This window comes from Alphaproteobacteria bacterium (assembly GCA_023898745.1).
Taxonomy (GTDB): Bacteria; Pseudomonadota; Alphaproteobacteria.
The window spans coordinates 574,746-593,881 of sequence record CP060237.1; the positions used below are offsets into that span (position 1 = coordinate 574,746).

The 19,136-nt window shown below is 38.4% G+C and carries 19 protein-coding genes; 11 read left to right on the forward strand and 8 right to left on the reverse strand.

Annotated elements, in window-relative coordinates:
* Window positions 1-126: 126 nt before the first annotated feature.
* A complete protein-coding gene (locus tag H6850_02860) occupies window positions 127-2,322 on the reverse strand; it encodes an AMP-binding protein (protein USO02031.1) in 2,196 nt (731 codons plus the stop codon).
* Between the two features lie 41 nt (window positions 2,323-2,363).
* Complete coding sequence (locus H6850_02865) at window positions 2,364-2,837, reverse strand: DUF2948 family protein (GenBank protein USO02032.1); 474 nt, start codon at window positions 2,835-2,837, stop codon at window positions 2,364-2,366.
* 299 nt (window positions 2,838-3,136) lie between these two features.
* Here H6850_02865 and H6850_02870 point away from each other — a divergent pair, with 299 nt between their 5' ends.
* The 3 genes from H6850_02870 to H6850_02880 all read left to right on the forward strand — a co-directional run bounded on the left by H6850_02870 (window position 3,137) and on the right by H6850_02880 (window position 5,688).
* Window positions 3,137-3,784, forward strand: coding sequence for a superoxide dismutase (locus H6850_02870; GenBank protein ID USO02033.1), 648 nt, complete (start codon window positions 3,137-3,139; stop codon window positions 3,782-3,784).
* A gap of 63 nt (window positions 3,785-3,847) precedes the next feature.
* Window positions 3,848-4,324 carry a CDP-alcohol phosphatidyltransferase family protein gene (locus tag H6850_02875; GenBank protein USO02034.1) on the forward strand — a complete coding sequence of 159 codons (477 nt, stop codon included), beginning with the start codon at window positions 3,848-3,850 and terminating at the stop codon, window positions 4,322-4,324.
* Complete coding sequence (locus H6850_02880) at window positions 4,300-5,688, forward strand: glutamate--tRNA ligase (protein USO02818.1); 1,389 nt, start codon at window positions 4,300-4,302, stop codon at window positions 5,686-5,688. The genes H6850_02875 and H6850_02880 overlap by 25 nt, the downstream gene beginning before the upstream one ends.
* Before the next feature lie 19 nt (window positions 5,689-5,707).
* Here the strand turns inward: H6850_02880 and H6850_02885 are convergent, their stop codons facing one another.
* Entirely contained in the window at window positions 5,708-6,331 is a 624-nt protein-coding gene (locus H6850_02885) for a hypothetical protein (GenBank protein USO02035.1), read from the reverse strand.
* 281 nt (window positions 6,332-6,612) lie between these two features.
* On the opposite strand from H6850_02885, the gene H6850_02890 reads away from it, so the two are divergent.
* On the forward strand, window positions 6,613-6,777 hold the full coding sequence (locus H6850_02890) for a hypothetical protein (GenBank protein USO02036.1): 165 nt from the start codon (window positions 6,613-6,615) through the stop codon (window positions 6,775-6,777).
* Here the strand turns inward: H6850_02890 and H6850_02895 are convergent.
* The 4 genes from H6850_02895 to H6850_02910 form a co-directional block, all read right to left on the reverse strand.
* The gene (locus H6850_02895) at window positions 6,774-7,085 is read right to left on the reverse strand and encodes a hypothetical protein (protein USO02037.1); all 312 of its coding nucleotides are present in this window, start codon (window positions 7,083-7,085) and stop codon (window positions 6,774-6,776) included. The two genes, H6850_02890 and H6850_02895, sit on opposite strands and share 4 nt — an antisense overlap.
* Window positions 7,086-7,140: 55 nt before the next feature.
* The gene (uvrB, locus tag H6850_02900; protein USO02038.1) at window positions 7,141-9,081 is read right to left on the reverse strand and encodes an excinuclease ABC subunit UvrB; all 1,941 of its coding nucleotides are present in this window, start codon (window positions 9,079-9,081) and stop codon (window positions 7,141-7,143) included.
* Between the two features lie 133 nt (window positions 9,082-9,214).
* Window positions 9,215-9,661, reverse strand: coding sequence for a hypothetical protein (locus H6850_02905; protein USO02039.1), 447 nt, complete (start codon window positions 9,659-9,661; stop codon window positions 9,215-9,217).
* 77 nt (window positions 9,662-9,738) lie between these two features.
* Entirely contained in the window at window positions 9,739-9,972 is a 234-nt protein-coding gene (locus tag H6850_02910) for a hypothetical protein (protein ID USO02040.1), read from the reverse strand.
* Between the two features lie 138 nt (window positions 9,973-10,110).
* Here H6850_02910 and H6850_02915 point away from each other — a divergent pair, with 138 nt between their 5' ends.
* From H6850_02915 to H6850_02945, 7 genes are all read left to right on the forward strand, one after another.
* Window positions 10,111-11,688 (forward strand): hypothetical protein, encoded by a 1,578-nt coding sequence (locus H6850_02915; protein USO02041.1) that lies wholly within the window; start codon window positions 10,111-10,113, stop codon window positions 11,686-11,688.
* Window positions 11,689-11,743: 55 nt separating this feature from the next.
* Complete coding sequence (gene rpmB, locus H6850_02920) at window positions 11,744-12,034, forward strand: 50S ribosomal protein L28 (GenBank protein ID USO02042.1); 291 nt, start codon at window positions 11,744-11,746, stop codon at window positions 12,032-12,034.
* 101 nt (window positions 12,035-12,135) lie between these two features.
* A complete protein-coding gene (locus H6850_02925; GenBank protein ID USO02043.1) occupies window positions 12,136-12,570 on the forward strand; it encodes a hypothetical protein in 435 nt (144 codons plus the stop codon).
* Entirely contained in the window at window positions 12,571-14,067 is a 1,497-nt protein-coding gene (gene nusA / locus H6850_02930; protein USO02044.1) for a transcription termination/antitermination protein NusA, read from the forward strand. It begins immediately after the preceding gene.
* Between the two features lie 6 nt (window positions 14,068-14,073).
* On the forward strand, window positions 14,074-16,431 hold the full coding sequence (gene infB / locus H6850_02935; protein ID USO02045.1) for a translation initiation factor IF-2: 2,358 nt from the start codon (window positions 14,074-14,076) through the stop codon (window positions 16,429-16,431).
* A 156-nt stretch (window positions 16,432-16,587) separates the two neighbouring features.
* Complete coding sequence (locus tag H6850_02940; protein ID USO02046.1) at window positions 16,588-16,977, forward strand: ribosome-binding factor A; 390 nt, start codon at window positions 16,588-16,590, stop codon at window positions 16,975-16,977.
* 257 nt (window positions 16,978-17,234) lie between these two features.
* The gene (locus H6850_02945; protein USO02047.1) at window positions 17,235-17,474 is read left to right on the forward strand and encodes a hypothetical protein; all 240 of its coding nucleotides are present in this window, start codon (window positions 17,235-17,237) and stop codon (window positions 17,472-17,474) included.
* Between the two features lie 460 nt (window positions 17,475-17,934).
* Here the strand turns inward: H6850_02945 and H6850_02950 are convergent, their stop codons facing one another.
* On the reverse strand, window positions 17,935-19,092 hold the full coding sequence (locus H6850_02950; GenBank protein USO02048.1) for an MFS transporter: 1,158 nt from the start codon (window positions 19,090-19,092) through the stop codon (window positions 17,935-17,937).
* Window positions 19,093-19,136: the final 44 nt, after the last annotated feature.

Below are 19,136 nucleotides of genomic sequence, written 5' to 3' on the forward strand. Positions count from 1 at the left end.
AAAATAACAATTCTGACGGTCATTTTTGAGCGAAGTGAAAAAGTATGCGTTAAAAAGTTCGTCATCACTATAAAAGTTCATTAGAATTCAGAACCGAATTAATGAACTTTTATAGCTATGACGGCGTTACATGTTTTTAAGTGCCATATAATCAATTTTCCCTGATCCAAGTCTAGGTAAAGCATCTAAAACATGAATTTTCTTGGGTGCCATGAGCAGAGTATAACCCTCTTTTTTGATAACTTTTGCAACATCTTCTAATTTTGCTTTTGGTTTTGTTGTATACAAATGAATGGATTCGCCAGATTTAGATGGTTTTGCAATAGCAGCATGTTCAAAATTATCCCAAATGCTTTGAACTAGTCTTTCTAGAAGTGTAAGGTCAATCATTTCGCCATGCACTTTTGCAAATCTCTTGAGTCGTGCAACGATGCTAATAAATCCATCATCGTCTACTTCTACCACATCTCCCGTGTCATAAAATTTATTATCTAAAGGTGTTTTGCCTAAATATCCGTGCATCATGTTTGGTCCGCGAATTTGCAGAATTCCACCTTTTTTTATGCCCTCAACTTTTTTCAACTTATATTGAATGCCTGGCATTAACAAACCAACGGATCCGGGCTTGCTGCACATTTGTGTGTTGATGGACACAACAGGAGAAGCCTCTGTAGTGCCGTATCCTTCATAGATAATTTTTCCAAATTTTTGAAAGTAGAGCTGGCGCGTTTCATCCTGCAATTTTTCTGCACCAGCAAAAATATAACGAATCCAATGAAAATCGTAAGAAGACGCAAATTTTGCATATCCTTTTAAGAAAGAGTTGGTAGCAAACACAATGGTAGAGCCGGTATCGTAGAGCAATTCAGGGATAAGTCGGAACTCAAGAGGGTTAGGGAACAAAAAGACTTTGACGCCATGTAAGAGTGGCAACATAACACCACATGTAATACCAAAGGAATGAAACATTGGCATTGTGTTAAAGAGTCGATCGTTAAGTGTGATATCTGTGCGAGACAGCATCTGATAAACATTTGCTTGAATGTTTCTATGTGTTAATACAACACCTTTTGGCATACCCTCTGATCCAGATGTAAATAAGATATAAGCTGGATCATCCATTTTTTGCGTCGGTAATGCAGAAAAATGCATGGCAAAAAGTCCTCTAAGCTTTACGGATAGCGTAAGCTTTTCTTTGATATCTTCAAGGTAAACAAGTTTATGTCCCGTGAATTCAGATACATCGATATTTAGTCTTTGAATAAATTTTCTGGATGTAAAAATTGTTCTCACTTTTGCAATTTTGCAACTTGCAAGGAGGTTTTGCATGCCTGTGGAATAGTTTAAAAACACCGGTGTGATGGATTTTCTATGTAAGGCAAAGAATAAAACAACCGTTGGTATAACATTGGGCAATAAAATTGCGATACGCTTTTCTCGCTTGGGGAGAAGCTGTGAAAACACGTATACTGCTTGCAAAAGCTTTTTATAGGTCCATTTTTTTCGATCTACATCTTCTAAAACGACGTGGCTTTTTCCATATTTTTCACAAGCGGTGACAAGATTTTCAAATAAAGGCGTGGCTTTCTTAAGGTTGGTTTCAAAGATCATGTTGGACATGATCTTATATAGCTCAATTTTTGCTTTATCTCTACGTAGTTTTGGGGATAGGTCTTTATACTCTTTAAGTTTTTGTGGTGGCAAAATATGCAAGCGTATTTTTGGAAACAGACTTTTCTTTTCTTTCAAACAAGAAAAAATAGAGTTCACAGCATTTTCAATACGAACAGGCAAAACATAAGCATTCGCTTTTTGAGCGATAACTGCTGCACCAGGGTACATTTTCATCAAGCTGCCGGTTGTTGTTATGCGCCCTTCAGGGAAAATGAGCAATCTTTCACCATCTTTGACAAGTTGAATAAGTTCCTTAATTCCAAATGGGTTGATAGAACTAACTTCAATAATTTTGACAAGTTTATAAAATGGCTTAATATACCATTTATGCGCTTGGGATGGTTTGACAGAAAAGGTGAGTTTTTCAGGAAAGTGACTCATGATTAAAGGCGCATCAATAAAAGACTCGTGATTTGAAATAATGATAAATTTTTTGTCTTTTATTTTTTCATAATTTTCAAAACCAACGATTTCTGTTTTGTAAAATAAGCGAAACGCTTTATAAAGAAGTTCTTTGAGATCTCTTTGACTGATTTCAAAAACGGTGTATGCAAAAACAAAGATAAATAAACCTAAAAGTATGTATGTATCTAAAGAACAAAGCGATACGCTGATCTGCAGATAGTAATATAAATATGATCTAAGCATTGTGCTTATTTAAGTCACATCTAGTGCATTATAGCACAGTTTTAGGAGTGGAGGAGAGCGGGGCGTGTGTACATGTTGTGGTTGTGAGCATAATGTGCATTTAGGCCGTGATTTACCATCGGCGCTTCCCAATGTTCACCAAAATCCCATAAACGGAACATCATTTCTGACATGGTGATACGGATGGTCTTATTATGCGCAAAAATAAAGTATAGGTAATGCTGATCATGATTCTCTTTTGAGTCAAGGGTGAGCAGGTGTAAATGCTCAATATCTCGCTCTAGACCCTTGTGGTGAACGGCTGTAGCGGTTGGGATGGCGATGTAAGAATTGATGCGCAATTTCTTTTTATGCGCATGTTCATGAGCAAATCGATTCACATGCATTTCAAAGTTGTTACTTTTAGGCGTGAATTCACTAAAAGATACTAGACCATCTTGCATAAGAGGTCTTAAAAGCTGAACACCTTCATGATCATTGATCTTTAAATTGAGCTTTGCTCTGACACTTTCCATAATTGATACCACCTGTGTTTTCTAGAGTATGGGAAAGAAAAGGTTAACAAGGTGTTAAAGAGTATCCGTCATGGCGAGCGAAGTTTGTGTTTTTTTAATGACAAAAACGTTGAAAGATGCAAGGAGTTTTGTCGTCACGAGATCTGCGAAGCAGATCGTGGTGATCCATTTTCTAGATGGCCACGTCGCTATGCTCCTTGCCATGACGCTCCATGTAGATTTTCTCATTCCTTATGATGGTGCAGCAATGGTGAGGTCATTGATTTCTTTCTCAAAAGCCGTTTATCATTTTACTATACATGAACATTAGGGGTGGGGTCGTGACACAAGAGCATTGCCAGCATTTTGAAGCGCTTAATGAGCCGCATTTGCCATATGATTGCGAAACATTAAAGCCGCATATTTCAGCGAATACATTGCATTATCATTTTGAGAAACATCATAAGGGATATCAAACAAATCTTTCCAATATGTTGCCAGAGACATATAAAGACTTGTCATTAAAAGAAATCATGCTGAAGGCCCATAAAGAAGACAATGTGGGTGTTTTTAACAATGCAGCGCAAGTTTGGAATCATAATTTCTATTGGTTCAGCATGAAAAAAGATGGTGGCGGGGAGCCAGGTGGTCAGTTAAAAGAATTTATAGACCGTGATTTTGGAAGTTTTGAAGCGTTCAAAGAGAAGTTCATTGCTGCAGGTAAAACGCAATTTGGCAGTGGATGGGCTTGGTTAGTTTATAACGAAAAAACCAAAAAGCTTGAGGTTGTCAAAACCGCTAATGCTGAAAATCCTTTGACAGATGGATTGTATCCTTTGCTCACATGTGATGTATGGGAGCATGCTTATTATTTGGATTTCCAAAACAGACGCCCTGATTATTTGGAGAAATTTATGCAACATCTCGTGAACTGGGATTTTGCGGCATGTCGTTTGTCACATATATAACGAGGGATCGTGCTTTTACAGTATTCTCCTCATATATTAACTATCTCACGCTTTTTCATCAGTGTGATCGGTGTTTATACATTTGAACAACAGCAGTATGCTATTTCATTTCTTGCGCTTATCGTAGGAACAGCATCTGATTATTTTGATGGAAAGTTAGCGCGCTATCTCAGAGTGCAGAGTCGATTTGGAAAGTGGTTAGATCATAGTGCTGACCGTTTTTCCTTGTTGTGTATGGCGTATGCGTTTTATGCTGTGTTTCCTATAAGTGTTTTGTTTTTATCTATTCCTGGATTTTTCATTTCCGCTATACATATTTTGTTCGCATTGCGTTTTAAGCGTGAGATGCGCACAAGGTGGCCAGAAAAAATATGGCTTTTTATTGCAACCTTTTTATTTCCAGCGCTTTTATTGATTGAATCTGATGATAATGTAAATCTAATTTATCTTGATATTTTGGCAGTCATTGTGGGTGTGGTTTCAAGTTTGATTGGATTGGTGCAATATATAAGAAAATATCACAGACGAAGAAAAACGTGATCCGAGTTCGGTTTGCGCCATCACCAACAGGTGAGTTGCATATAGGAAGTGCTAGGACAGCATTATTTAATTGGTTGTATGCGCGACACACAGATGGTAAGTTTTTGTTACGCATTGAAGATACTGATGCATTGAGATCTACCCCAGAAAATACCAAGGCAATTTTTGATGCTATGGAATGGCTTGGGCTTCATTATGATGAAGAGGCGGTATTTCAGTCTAAAAATATTAAACGACACCAAGAGGTTGTGCAGGCATTGCTTGAAAAAGGATTGGCGTATAAGTGTTATTGCACAAAAGAAGAGCTTGAGGAGATAAGAACTCAATATGGGAAGTATACGGGTAAGTGTCGTGACTGCGCTTCACAGGACAAGCCATATGTTATTCGCCTCAAATCATCCGATGAAGGCAGTATAACAATTCAAGATGCTGTGCAGGGTGATGTGACAGTAAAAACAGATACATTAGATGATATGGTTTTATTGCGTCAGGATGGTACTCCAGTTTATATGTTATCAGTCGTTGTGGATGATCATGATATGAAAATTACACATGTGATCAGAGGAGATGATCATTTGACCAATACGTTTAGACAATATCAGATTTATGAAGCGATGGGATGGGAGGTGCCAACATTTGCGCATATTCCGCTGATTCATGGGTCACATGGCGGCAAGCTTTCTAAGCGTGAAGGCGCTGTAGGTGTGCAAAGTTTTCGCGATGAAGGAATTTTATCTGAAGCGCTGTTTAATTATTTGCTGCGTTTGGGTTGGAGTCATGGTGATGATGAGATTATCTCTCGAGATGATGCTATAAAATGGTTTGATATCAAAGGGCTTGGCAAATCTCCCTCTAAATTTGATCGCGATAAACTGTTGTTTTTGAATGCGCATTACATCAAAGAAAAGAGCAATGAAGAGCTGTTTGAGTTGATGGGTTTAAGTGTTTCAGATGTTGAGCGTATGCGCATTCTTAAAGGATTAGACGGCTTAAAAGTTCGTGCAAAAACATTGGTTGAATTGCGTGAAAATGCCAAGATTTATATGGATATCCCTATTGTTTTGACGGAAGATGCGAAGAAGGTTGAGATAGATAAGGCGTTGATGAAAAAGTATTGTGAAGCGTTATCCGCAGCGTCATCCCAGGGCGAAGCCGAAGGCGAGACCCCGGGATCCATAAACTTCTCAGAAGCAGAGCTGCTTACATTCACAAAAGAATTTGCAAAATCACATGATGTGAAGCTTGGTGTGATTGCTCAGTATATCCGTATTTTATTAACAGGCTCAACAATTTCACCAAGTGTGTTTGAGATTATGGAGGTTTTGGGATATGAAGAGGTTATGAAGCGTGCCCAAAATTTATGATAGTTTATGAGAAGCCGGATTATGATTCGGCAGCTGGATTACGAGTTTTGGCAAGTTGATCAAAAGCATTTGAGTCATATTGCTTCTTTTGTAGTAAATCTACTGCCTTTTGTATTTTCTCTATCCATGCTTCAAAAGTGGTAGAGAAGTTTTTGATTGCTTCTATTAATTCAAGCGGCTTCTCATAACTAAGAATTTGAACACCTTCTTTGTCATCCACTTTTTGCATTTGATCCATAAGGTTTAAAAACTGCTCCTTTAATTGACAGATATCCTTATAACTACCATCAAAATTAGAGTGTTGATCGGAATTGCCAGAAGATGTTTTGCCAGATTCTTCTTTACCTGAAGAGCGGTTTTTTTGCATATTATATTTCATTAGAGACTTGATCGCGTTATGCAACAAGGGTCTTACAACTGAAGGCATATCTTTGCAGAACTTCATAGAAGTAGTTTGATAATCTGCCAAAGCCTTCTCAAAAAGGCCTGGATCTTTTGAAAATTGGCAAGGCAGTGCCAATACACTCAAGAGAGTGACTTCATTTTCAAACATCTTATGCATTTGGGGTCCAATAGTTTCAATTTGAGTTCTGAGACTAGCAGGTTTATCATCTGTTGCATTTAAGTTATAGAATAAATTCATAAATAGCATTTTAGTATTTCGCGGTTTTGTCTATGTTTTTACAGTAGGGAGTTTTTTCTAGTTTTTCAAGTCACAAACTAGGATAAAATTTTTAGACTTTAAAGATCTGATTTCGGGCTGTCAGAATTACTTGGACGTTTTGTGGGTGATATAAATGGAAGTATTATAGAAAGACATTGCTCTAGATGTGCTACTAATGCAAGTTTCTCTCCCAAATCTTTTCTGTCTGCGGTAGTAGGGTATGCTACAAGGATTGTGATGCCCTAAAAGATTATAAATTTTTGGAAGCGGAACTATTAGCATTCACAAAAGCACATGATATGAAGCTGGATATGCTTGCACAGTATATTCGCATTTTACTAACAGGCTCGACAATTTCACCAAGTGTATTTGAGATTATGGAAGTTTTAGGGCAAGATGTTGTTTTAAAACGTTTTGATGCTTAAAGTTCTTCTTTTGGCGTAAACGGAATTTCAGTAGCGGTTCTAGGACGTTGTGGTAATCTCGCTCCTATTTTCAAGAGATGAGTGTGTAATTTTTCTATCAATTCTAGTCGTTCTTTTTTTTCTTGCGTGTTTCTGGTGATTGAATTTTCGATAAGCTTAATATCACGCAGAAGTTTTTGTTGTGCTGAAGGTAAAATTTCTGGAGCTATAAATCGAGGATCTTGTCTTAATACAATAGAAATATTGTCTTTCGCTTCACAAAAAGGCATTGCGTCTGAAGCGATTAAATGAGAGAGAAATAAAAACATGTTTTTATCAAAATTAAATAGTCTAACTTATTTTTAGTAAAAAGCGTCTATTTTTTCAAGAGTTGTTTTCTAACTTGCGAATTTGATCCCGCAGCTGCGCAGCCTTTTCAAAATTTTGACGTTTTGCTTCACGCATCATCTCGCGGTGCAGCTTATCAATATCCACAGGCTTGTCCTTTTTGCCAATGGCTTTTTCAGGCGCTTGGTATGCGTCAGCAAACGTTTCGCGCAGAGCTTTTTGTACAGTAGTTGGTGTGATGCCATGCTCTTCATTATAAGCCATTTGTTTTTCGCGACGACGTTCAGTTTCTTTCAAGGCATAATCCATAGCCTCTGTGACTTTGTCTGCATATAAAATCACACGACCCTCAGAGTTTCTTGCAGCACGACCAATGGTTTGAATAAGAGATCTTTCAGATCTTAAGAATCCCGCTTTGTCTGCGTCCAATATTCCAACCAGTCCACATTCTGGTAAGTCGATGCCTTCTCTTAATAAGTTGATTCCAACCAAAACATCAAATTCATCTTTGCGCAGAGCTTGAAGAATCTGAATGCGTTCTAAGGTATCAATATCAGAGTGCAAATATTTCACACGCAGCTCCATCATGTTGAAATAATCTGTCAAACCTTCCGCCATTTTTTTGGTTAAGGTTGTGATTAATACCTTATAACCTTGTTCTATAGTTTTGCGAGATTCATGCATAAGGTCATCTACCTGATTTTCACAAGGTTTTACAATGCAAACAGGGTCTAACAAACCTGTTGGTCGCACGACTTGTTCCACAACATGGTCTGTAGATTTCATCTCAAATTCGCCTGGTGTTGCAGAAACAAAAACTGTTGCAGGGCGCATTTTGTCCCATTCTTCAAATTTTAATGGGCGGTTATCTAGGCAAGAAGGGAGTCTAAATCCATGCTCTGATAATGTGGTTTTTCTTGCAAAGTCACCATGAAACATGCCGCGAATTTGTGGCACACCAACGTGTGATTCATCCACGATGAGCAAAGCATCAGGCGGCAGATATTCAAATAGAGTAGGGGGTGGCTCGCCAGGTGCACGACCTGTGAGATAACGGGAATAGTTTTCAATTCCTGGGCACATGCCTGTGTTCATAAGTGTTTCAATATCATAATTCACGCGGTTTTTGAGGCGTTCATATTCCAATAATTGGTTGTTTTGCTCAAGCTCAGCTAATCGCACCGTTAGTTCTTTCTTGATTTCTTTGATCATATGATGAATGGTTTTTTGTGGCGTGACATAGTGAGAGTTTGCATATACACGAGCAAATTTTAGTGAGGTGAGTTTATTGCCTGTAACAGCATCAACTTCATGAATAGATTCAATTTCATCACCAAAAAAACTGATGCGCCATAAGGCGTTATCGTAGTGTACAGGGAAAATATCAACTGTATCACCCTTCACAGAGAAGGTGCCGCGGGCATTTTGAAAATCATTACGCTTGTATTGAAGTTCTGTGAATTTTTTGGCCAAATCATGGATAGCAATTTCATCACCCACTTTTAAATCTGCAACCATCGCGCCATAAGACTCACGACTTCCAATACCATAAATGCAGGATACGCTGGCCACAACAATAACATCGCGACGTTCAATCAAGGAACGTGTGGCGGAGTGACGCAGACGATCGATGTATTCATTAATAGAGGATTCTTTTTCTATATAGGTGTCTGTTCTGGGGATATAGGCTTCTGGTTGGTAGTAGTCATAATAAGACACAAAATATTCGACTGCATTTTCTGGAAAGAAATCTTTCATTTCTTCAAATAATTGTGCAGCTAATGTTTTATTGGGCGCCATAACTAACGTAGGCTTTTGAACGTTTTGTATAACATTGGCCATGGTAAAGGTTTTTCCTGACCCTGTAACGCCTAACAAAACTTGATTACGTTCACCTTGTGTAAAGCCTTCAGTTAAGGTTTGTATGGCTCTGGGTTGGTCGCCGGTTGGTTGGAATTTTGAATGTAACTTGAACATACTAGTCCTTTAGTAAGCCGCTGTCACTGCAAGGGCAACATAGCAATTTGTAGATTCACATGTTGAGAGCCCTTTTGGGATGGCGCTTTAATATACACACTTCATGATAAGCGATTTATCACAAGATATGAACTTAAACTTCTCCTTGAGATGAAACTAATTTATCCATTGCTTCTTTGTATCGCAACATCAACAAATCATTATTCACTGCATATGAAGAGTCATGCTTTAAAACAACGTCTTTTACTTTTTGCGTCTTAATATACTCGTCAAATATAAATTTTACTATTTGTTTGACAAGTTCAGGTCTTGCCTCATGATATCCAATATTTAAAACTTGACTACCCGGAAAAAACGCAAATCTAATCCGATCTTCTCCAAATGTGAGAGTATTTGTATAATCACTACCAAAATAGCTTTTTGAAAATTTAATCTGAGAGCCATTGGATAGTGGATATACCAAACTATACCTGCTATCATGATACTCTGACTGGAATGTGCCACACGCACCTTCCTTAAATAACCCTGACGCAGTGTCGCTTGCATTTAATGTTCCAAACATACAAGTAAATAAAATCATTTTTTTCCTTTTAATAAAATAACAGATTAATTAAGCCGTATCTTACATATAGTATGATTTTACAAAAAAAACAAACACTATTCTTCTAGTATTTTGTTTTTTATAGGCTGAGGATCAGGAATAGATTGATGCTGAAGCCCTTGATAATGAAATTCATGAAGGTTGTTTTTGGAGATTTTAATATCCACCTTGCGTTTTTTGAATTTTCTGCGTTTTTGTTCTTCTTTTACCGCTTCTTCGAGTTTGTTCAAAATCATTTCATCGTTTGGTAAAAGAAAATCAAATCCATTGTTACAAAATAACCAAAACATATGTGCCAAGTAATTAAGCTTTGTTTTTTAAGTATAGCATGAAAATTATATTTTAAGCTAGTAAATGAGATCCTTGAAAACTTGTCGGATGTTTTTTACAATAAGTCCAAAGTCTTAAATTGAGAATTTAGAATTACAATGTTTTTTATGTTTTTTTTGAGCGCAAGTGAGTTTGATCAATTAAAATTTGAATTTTTGAGAAAATTCCAAGCTAGCACCCAAACCTTAATGGATTGTGTTGAATGTTATACACACAAAGATGCTCAAGAGGTGAATAAAAAGTTTGTCTTAGCGAACTTGCCGCAAGATTTTACTGATCCTGATAGGGAGGTCTTTCAGCTTATGTGTGATGTTATTATTCCTTCATCCCGGGCATTGCTTGAGCGTAATTTTGCGTTGCGTTTTCCAAGTATGATTGCAAGTATGCTTTCCCCTAATTTATGCTCAATAACGAATGATGAAAGTATGTATAAAAAAGCTCCTCTATTATTTTTTTACGGCCGCTATGATGTTCGTTTTAAATCGGACTTAGATAAATATGATGCAATTAGTGAGTTAGCACAGTTTGGTTTTCTACCAGATTATTGGAAAAATTTTTTCCTAGAATTTGGTCAAAAAAATCGCTCTATTAGCGCACTCTGTATACAAATGGCTGTTAAAGGACATGATAGCATTTCGCTCAAACAGTGGGACATATGCTATCAAGAGACTAAACTGCGATTGCGCACTACTCAAGCAAAAGGTTATGCAAATATTTGTCGTATGTTTTTTGTGAGTTTAGCGAAGAAATATCAAAGCGCAGCAAGCGAAGAATTAAAAAATCAATGGGCGCATGAGTTTTTATCTGAGTTAAATAAAGTTCCATTGAATATGAAAGATGAAATTGAAGCTACACCAGTTGTTGCAGGTATTTTGTTTGATAAACATTTTCGGGCTGGGAAAATTGAAGCTGCTTTTAATGATTTAGAGCGGTTTCGTCAACTAAATCCTAAGAGATTTTCTGAGCTTTTGCCTGAAATTGAGTGTTTGCGACATTTGCAAAAATTTTTAGACGGCTCTGCTTTAAGTCAGAACTTGCCTCCTGAAATTCTTGATAAAATCATAGAAGATATTGATACAGATGATGGAGAAGAGATGGATCTTGAAAGTTTAGCTGATGAGCTTATGGAGGAGCAGGAAGAAAATGAAAGATTGGCAAGTGAGTTAATAAAAGATCTTTCTTTGTCTTCAGAAAGTCAACCGGTTAAATTTGTGGCCCAGCCCAGAAAAATTATGAGCTATAAAGAGCAAATTGATTTTCTGCAGAAAAACAAAGAGAAAACAGAAAGCTTTATCGAAAAAAGAGTAGAGCAAGCGAAACAAAGTTTAACCTACCCTCCTAAAGTTGTTCCTCAAAAAATTTATGCGCTTATGCAAGGTATTTTTAGAGGAAATGGTTTTGATGTTATAAAAAGTATATCTTTTGAAGATTGGCGTGAGTGCTTACGAGCGCTTGGTGGTGATCTTAAACTTGACAAGAAGAAATATAAAGCCACGCTACCTTCAAGGCAAAACCCTTCCAAAATATGCCAACGTTCTTTTGATGAGAAACATGAAAAGACAGGCGATAACAATCTATTGTGGCTTCACAGGAAGTATGATAGGTCGTTTGTAAAAGGTTTACTTGAAGATGCTGGATATATTTTTATCTCTGATTTTCACGAAGAGAGCCATTGACCTAAATGATCATAATATGTCATATTTACACAAGATATGATAACAGTTTCAGGCGATGTCCAAAGTTTGTATTGTAACAGGAAAAGCTCCTATGACAGGTAACAACGTAAGCCACGCAAATAACAGAACGAAGCGTCGCTTTTTGCCAAACTTGCAAAACACGAGCTTTTACAGTGATTTGTTGGCGCAAAAGTTTTACCTTAGAGTAACAACGCGCGGTATACGTACAATTGAAGCGCACGGTGGATTTGATGGATTCTTGATGAAGACAAGAAGCTCAAAATTGCATCCTGCTCTTCAAAAACTCAAAAAAGAGATGGCGAAAGCTAAAAAAGCTTCATCTTAATTTAAGGCCCGTCATCACGAGGAGCGTAGCGACGTTGTGATCCATATGGATGGCCACGCCCGCCTATGGCGGACTCGCTATGACGACACTAGGAAGGCAAAATGTCACTTCAAGAAATCGTTACCCAAATTGTAGAAAAAAATCTTTCCGGTCTATATGATATTGTTTCAATTAAACAACTTAAGATGGGTGATAAGATACGTTTGCAAATCATGATTGATAAATTAGATCATTCTGTGATTGAGCACAAGGACTGTTCCAGGGCAACGCGATTGATTCGAGATGAGTTGCATGACTCTGTTTCAGAGGATTATCTTTTAGAGGTTTCATCCCCTGGTTTGAACAGACCTCTGAACAAGCCGATGCATTTTCAAAAGTATATTGGATACAATATTCGGTTTAAATGGAACGGAACAAAGCATGAGGGTGTGATAAAAAGCGCAGATAATGAGGGGTTTGAACTTGAATCTTTGGGTAATATAAGCTATCAAGATATAAAGGATGCGAAATTATATAACAATAAAGGGAGCAACTAGGTGATTGGAAAAAGAGCAACTGAGTTTTTGCAAGTGGCAGATTTTGTCGCCCAAGAACAAGGTTTAGAAAAAGATGTTGTTTTTGAAGCCATTGAGGCAGCGTTGGCTAAAGCAGCTGAACTAAAATATGGCAAGAAGAATGATATTATTGTGACGATTGATCGCGATACTGGTGCAACAAAGTTTTATCGCCAATTGAGAGTGGTTGTTGACTTAACGGATCCATATCAAGAAATTCACATTGAAGATGCAAGAAAAATACGTGAAAAAGTTGAAGTAGGCGATGTTTTACAAGAAGAGCTCCCATCTATTGATTATGACAGAATCTCTGCGCAAGAAAGTCGCGCAGTAATTTTTGAGAAAATTAAAGAAAAGAAACGTGCGATTCACTATAAAGACTATATTGATCGCATTGGTGATATGGTGACCGCGATTGTGAAGCGTAATGAAATCACATACTTTTTATTAGAGTTTGATAACAAAGTTGAGGCGATTTTGAGAAAAGATGACATGTTGCCACAAGAGCGCTTGCAAGTAGGTGAGCGCGTGAAAGCTGTGATTTCGAATGTAAGAGCAGAGGGTTTTGGCCCTGTGATTCGCCTGTCCAGAACGTCTCCAAGATTTTTGATTGAGCTTCTTAAGGAAGAAGTAACGGAAATTCAAGAAGGTCAAATTGAAGTTAAATCTGCCGCTCGTGATCCAGGGAGTCGTTCCAAAGTTGCAGTTTATGCAGCAGATCCAAATATTGATCCTGTTGGTGCATGTATTGGTGTACGTGGATCTAAGATTCAAGAAGTATCAAAAGAACTTATGGGTGAAAAGGTTGATGTAGTTGAATGGTCTTCAAATCCTGCGACTTATGTGATCAACGCATTGTCATCTGCTGAAATTACAAAAGTGGTCATTGATGAAGAGGATGACAAAATTGAAGTGATTGTTCCAGAGGCGCAATTTGGTGTGGCGATTGGTAAAAAAGGCCAAAATGTTAAGCTTGCAAGCGCTTTAACAGGTTGGAAAATTAATGTTTTGACAGAGGCAAAAGAGGCAGAGCGTTATGCTGAAGAGATTGAAGCAGCTTCCAATTTGTTTAAAGATGCGCTTGGGATTGATGAAATGAGAGCGCGTCTTCTTGCATCTGAAGGTTACGGTTATGTTGAGCAAATCGCAGAAGAAGATGTTGAGGCATTGGCGGCGCTTGAAGGGTTTGAAAAAGATGCGGCTAAGGTGATTAAAACGGCGCTTCAATATTTGCAGAATAAGCAAGATGAAATTTTGAAATTCTTAAAAGAGAAAAAGGCAGAAGATGCATTCATTGATTTTGATGAGTTGACTCTTGAGAATAAGAAGATTTTAGCAGAAAACGATGTGAAGTCTATGGAGGACGTCGCAAATCTTTCCGGATTGGAGCTTGTAGATCTTTTGCCATCTATGAAAGTGCAAGAGGCAAATGATCTCATTATGTCCTTAAGAGAAAAATATTTAAATTTGGTGGGGTAACATGTTATGGCCGAAGATCAAAACAATGACCAAGATGTAAACAAACCTGCGGGAGCCAAAATTGTAAGACAGAGTTTGTCTTATGGAAAATCTAAAAACGTTGCAGTTGAGATTCGTCGCAAGAAGAAGCCTGGCGGTAAAATTCCCTTAAAGAGGGATGTAGGAAATCTCACCTCTGCTGAGATGGATGAAAGGCTAGCAGCTGTTAAAAAGGCGATGGATAACGACGTGCTAGCGCAAAAACCATCTTTTGTGCCTCCTATTCAGCCGGTAATATCTGTATCAGAAGTAGAGCCAAAAGCAGCGCCTCAAAAAAGCGAGAATACTCCTGCACCTGAAGCTTTAGATACAGAACGAAAAAGAAAAGCAGACTTCTCTAAAAAGGATAAAGAGAAGAAGGCAAAAGCCTTTGTAGATGATGCATTTGCGGATTCTAAGAAGGAGAGGCAAGACAAAAGGTCAACAAAACGCGTGGATTTGACATATTTCAAAGATGTGCAAAATATCGAAGAGGCAGCTGAGGAAGGGTTTGATCGTCAAACGCGTTTTAGAAAAAAACCAAAGTTCAAGAAACCTATGATTTCTGCATCTAAAGAGCAGGAGTTTATTGTAAGAGAAGTGGTGATACCTCAAACGATCACTGTATCAGAGCTTGCAAATCGTATGGCTATACGTGTGGGTGAAGTAATTAAAAAATTCATGAAGCAAGATATGTTTGTAACGGCAAACCAACCTGTAGATGGGGATCTTGCAGAGATCATTTGTACGGAATTTGGACATACCCCAAAACGTGTGTCAGAAGACGATGTAGAAAAATTACTTGTTCAAGATAAAAGCGATATACAGCAGGAAGAAAGAGCACCTGTTGTAACGGTGATGGGGCATGTAGATCACGGAAAAACATCTCTATTAGATGCATTACGCAAAACGTCTGTTGTAAAAGGTGAAGCAGGCGGTATCACACAACATGTTGGTGCATATCGTGTTTTCACCAAGAGTAAGAAAGCAATTGTATTTGTAGATACGCCTGGTCACGCAGCTTTTTCCTCTATGCGTGCACGTGGAGCGAATATTACAGATATCGTGATTTTGGTTGTTGCTGTGAACGATGGTGTGAAAGATCAAACAGTCGAGGCAATTCATCATGCTAAAGCAGCGAAAGTTCCGATTATCGTGGCAATTAACAAGATGGACTTGCCAGATGCAAATCCATCTCGTGTGATTGGTGAGCTCGTACAGTATGATGTTATACCTGAGAGTATGGGTGGAGATGTGATGATAACAGAGATCTCTGCAAAAACAGGACAAGGTTTAGATAATCTAGAAGAATCTATTTTATTGTTAGCAGAGACATTAGAGCTAAAAGCACCAGTAAATCAACCTGCTGCAGGTGTTGTTGTGGAAGCAACACAAGAGAAGGGTCGTGGAAATGTTGCAACTATTCTTGTGCAATCTGGAACATTGCGTGTTGGAGATGTTTTTGTTGTTGGGCGTACACACGGAAAAGTGAAGCTTATGCTAGATGAAACGGCAAACACGGTAAAGGAAGCGTTGCCATCTACACCTGTTAGAATTCTTGGATTGAATGAAATTCCTGATGCAGGAGATGCATTGAATGTAGTTGGGGATGAGCAAACAGCGATATCCATTGCGAAGAGCAGAGAGCAGCGTTACAGAAATGAGCAAGAAGTGAAGCGCTTGAAAGCGAAAGGCACTGGTTTGGAAGGGCTGCTGCAAAATGTTGCAGACTCCGAGTTGAAGATGTTGCCAATTATTATCAAAGGCGATGTGCATGGTTCTGTTGAAGCGATTAAACAAAGCTTAGAGAAGTTATCTAACGATGAAGTAAGAGTAAACGTTTTACATACCTCTGTAGGAGAGATTTCTGAGAGCGATGTAACACTTGCGCAAGCGAGTAACGCGTTGATTGTGGCATTTAATGTGAGAGCAAATTCCAAAGCCCGCGTGTTAGCGAAGCAGGAAGATATTCGTGTATTCTATCATTCTATTATTTACAAGGTGATTGAGGATATAGAAAACATTATCAAAGGATTGGCTGAACCAACGTTCAGGGATAAATTTATTGGATATGCTGAGATTCGCCAAGTCTTTAGTGTCAAAAAGTTTGGAAAAATTGCTGGTTGTATGGTTACAGAAGGGATTGTTCAACGTGGGGCTAAGGTGCGTTTGCTACGTGATAACGTTGTGATTCATGAAGGCAAATTAAAGACATTGAAGCGCTTTAAAGACGAAGTGAAAGAAGTAAAACATGGATATGAATGCGGTATGGCATTTGAAAACTATGATGATATTAAAGAAGGTGATGTGATTGAGTGTTCTGTGGAAGAAGAGGTGAAGGGATGATGAGATTTCGTCATCACGAGGGGTATTCTATAATTCGTCATCACGAGGGACAGTCTATAATTCGTCATCATGAGGAGAATTCTATGATTCGTCATCACGAGGAGCTTCGCTCCGTGGTGATCCATATGGATGGCCACAACCCTAAAAGGTCTCGCCATGGCGGATAAACACAATATGTATATCCCTGAAAAAACCACCGTCAGTCGCACGGAAAAAGTTAAAAAAGAAATTCATCGTTTTATTTCCGAAAAGCTTATTACAGGCTCATATTTCTCTAAGGTAAAACTCAAACACCATCCTATGATTACTGTTGCGCGCGTAGAGGTAAGCCCTGATATGCGTCAAGCTTATATTTATTTTGAAAATTTTGATCAAAATTCTAGAGAAGATACGCTAGAATTCTTAAAGAGCATTTCCAAAGAATTAAGTCGTGAGTGGGCAAAAATTTCAACAATGAAATACTCTCCTGCCTTTGAGTTTCGCATTGCAAAAGATGTTGATGAAAAGGCGCGTCTACAAGATTTATTTGATAAGATAAAGGATTAGCGCGCCGGGTCGTCATGGCGAAGGCGGGGCGTGGCCCTCATATGGATCACCACGCCTTGCTACGCAAGCCTCGTGATGACGGCGTGCAGAGATTTGTCATTGCGAGCGCTCGTAGAGAGCGCGCGGCAATCCAGAAAATGGATCACCACGTCGCTACGCTCCTCGTGATGACGGAACTTTCAATGACAGGCGATAAAATATTGATCAAATTTCATTTAAAAGATATAATGAGACATAAGGTTTAAAACATTTCTCCGGTGTTTCAAAAAGTTGCGTTTGCATTCATCTTTGGTGTGATTGGATTAACGATTGCGCATCAACTTATAAGAGAGCAGTCATTTAACACCTTTTTAGATATATTGTTTGCAACAGGGATAATCGTGCTTGTATTTGGATTGTTTGTTTACAGTACATTTTTATCGACACTTTTGGTGGCAGCAGGTGGATTTATGACAGGAAGTTTAGGCTATTATTTGTGGGATGAAGAGGGGCTTTAGCACGTGAGCGTGTCATGGCGAGTCTAGTGTAGCTATCCATGATGGATCACCACGTCGCTTCGCTCCTCGTGATGACGATATTCCGTGAGCTCCTCAGGATCTGATTCATCCCCACGAATTAAATATGCACAGACGTCATCACGAGCCTTGCATAGCAAGGTGTGGTGATCCATGGGGAGGTGTCCGCCTACGCTCTAAAGAGCTTCGGCGAGGCATCCACTTCACACGCTTCGACTCGACCAATCTCGTCGTAGCTAAATTTTGCTGAAGGCAAAATTTGCGAAGACGGATGGATGGCCACGCCGCCTTCGCTAAAGCTACGGCGCGCTCGCCATGACGGTCGTTGTCCTTATATTTTTCTATCAATTTCTCTAGAAGAAAAGCTTGCATGGTTAAGCGTTTAAGATTTTTTTGGGTTCTAAAAAATTCGTGGGGATGGGTCAGCTCGTGATGATGTTTCCTACGAAGTCTTTTCCTGGAAAAAGCGTTTTGGAATCACAATGATCAAAAGAATCAAACCAAAAGAAATAATCGCTTGCGCTAAAAATCCAGCGCGCCAAGTGTTATAAGTTTGCGCCAAATAACCTGTCATTTTGAAGGAGGTGAAGTATCCAAGTCCTGATACAATATAATATAAAGAAAATGCTGTTCCACGAATATCTTTTGGTGTGAATTTTGCTACCTGCATCAATAACACACCTTGGATGATAGCAGCGTAAATACCTGCGCATATACAACCTAAAACAAGATTGTGGAAATGTGTAGACATAAGCAATGCGTTTGCTAAGAACAAAAAGCCTACGCCATATAAAAACACTTTTTTAAATTCTGAGGTATCTAATTTTTTGGATAAGAAAAGGGAAATTAAAAGCCACGGAAGATCAAATATCACGTACACTAATGGAATCCATGTGGTTGAAAGTCCAAACTCATGAAAACGATGTCCAACGAAGTTTTCACCAAAACGAGCTGAGCACACAGCATAGGTCAAGAAGTACATGAAGATAAGCGCTGAAGGAATTTGTTTTAACTGTCCCCATTCAATACCTTTTTTCTTAGATTGTTTTTGCGTCACTTCAATCGGTTCAATATAAAACAATAAGATTGTCGCAAGAAGGCCTGGAATGATGCTGAGCTTGTATAATGTTTGAAAATCATTGCTGAAAAAATACAAAAATACAGCTGCGCAAATACTACCCATAATGGCACCAGCGGTATAAGCAACTTGCTTGAATGCGATAGCACGTCCCATATCTTTTTTTTCTGTGTTGAGAGTTAAAAATGCATCTGCCGGAGATCCTCGCACACCTTTGGTTAATCGTTCAAATGATCGAACCAGAAAGATATTGAACGGCGTAGACACAAAGGCAAACATAGGCCGCGCAATCATGGATAAGATGGATCCAAATATTAGGACGCTTTTATAGTTTTTAAAAATATCGATAATTAATCCGGAAAAAAACTTTGTTCCGTACATGCTGAGCGTTGCGTAAGCTTGAATAGAGCCGAGCTTCAGTTTAGAGATATTTAAAACCGTTTCATGATAAATGGTTAATGTTGACATGATCATAAGCGTTGTAAATGACCAGAAAAAATACGCCGCATAGATAATGTACACGTTCTTGATTTTGGCGTTCATATTGCGAAAATTGTTTGCTTACC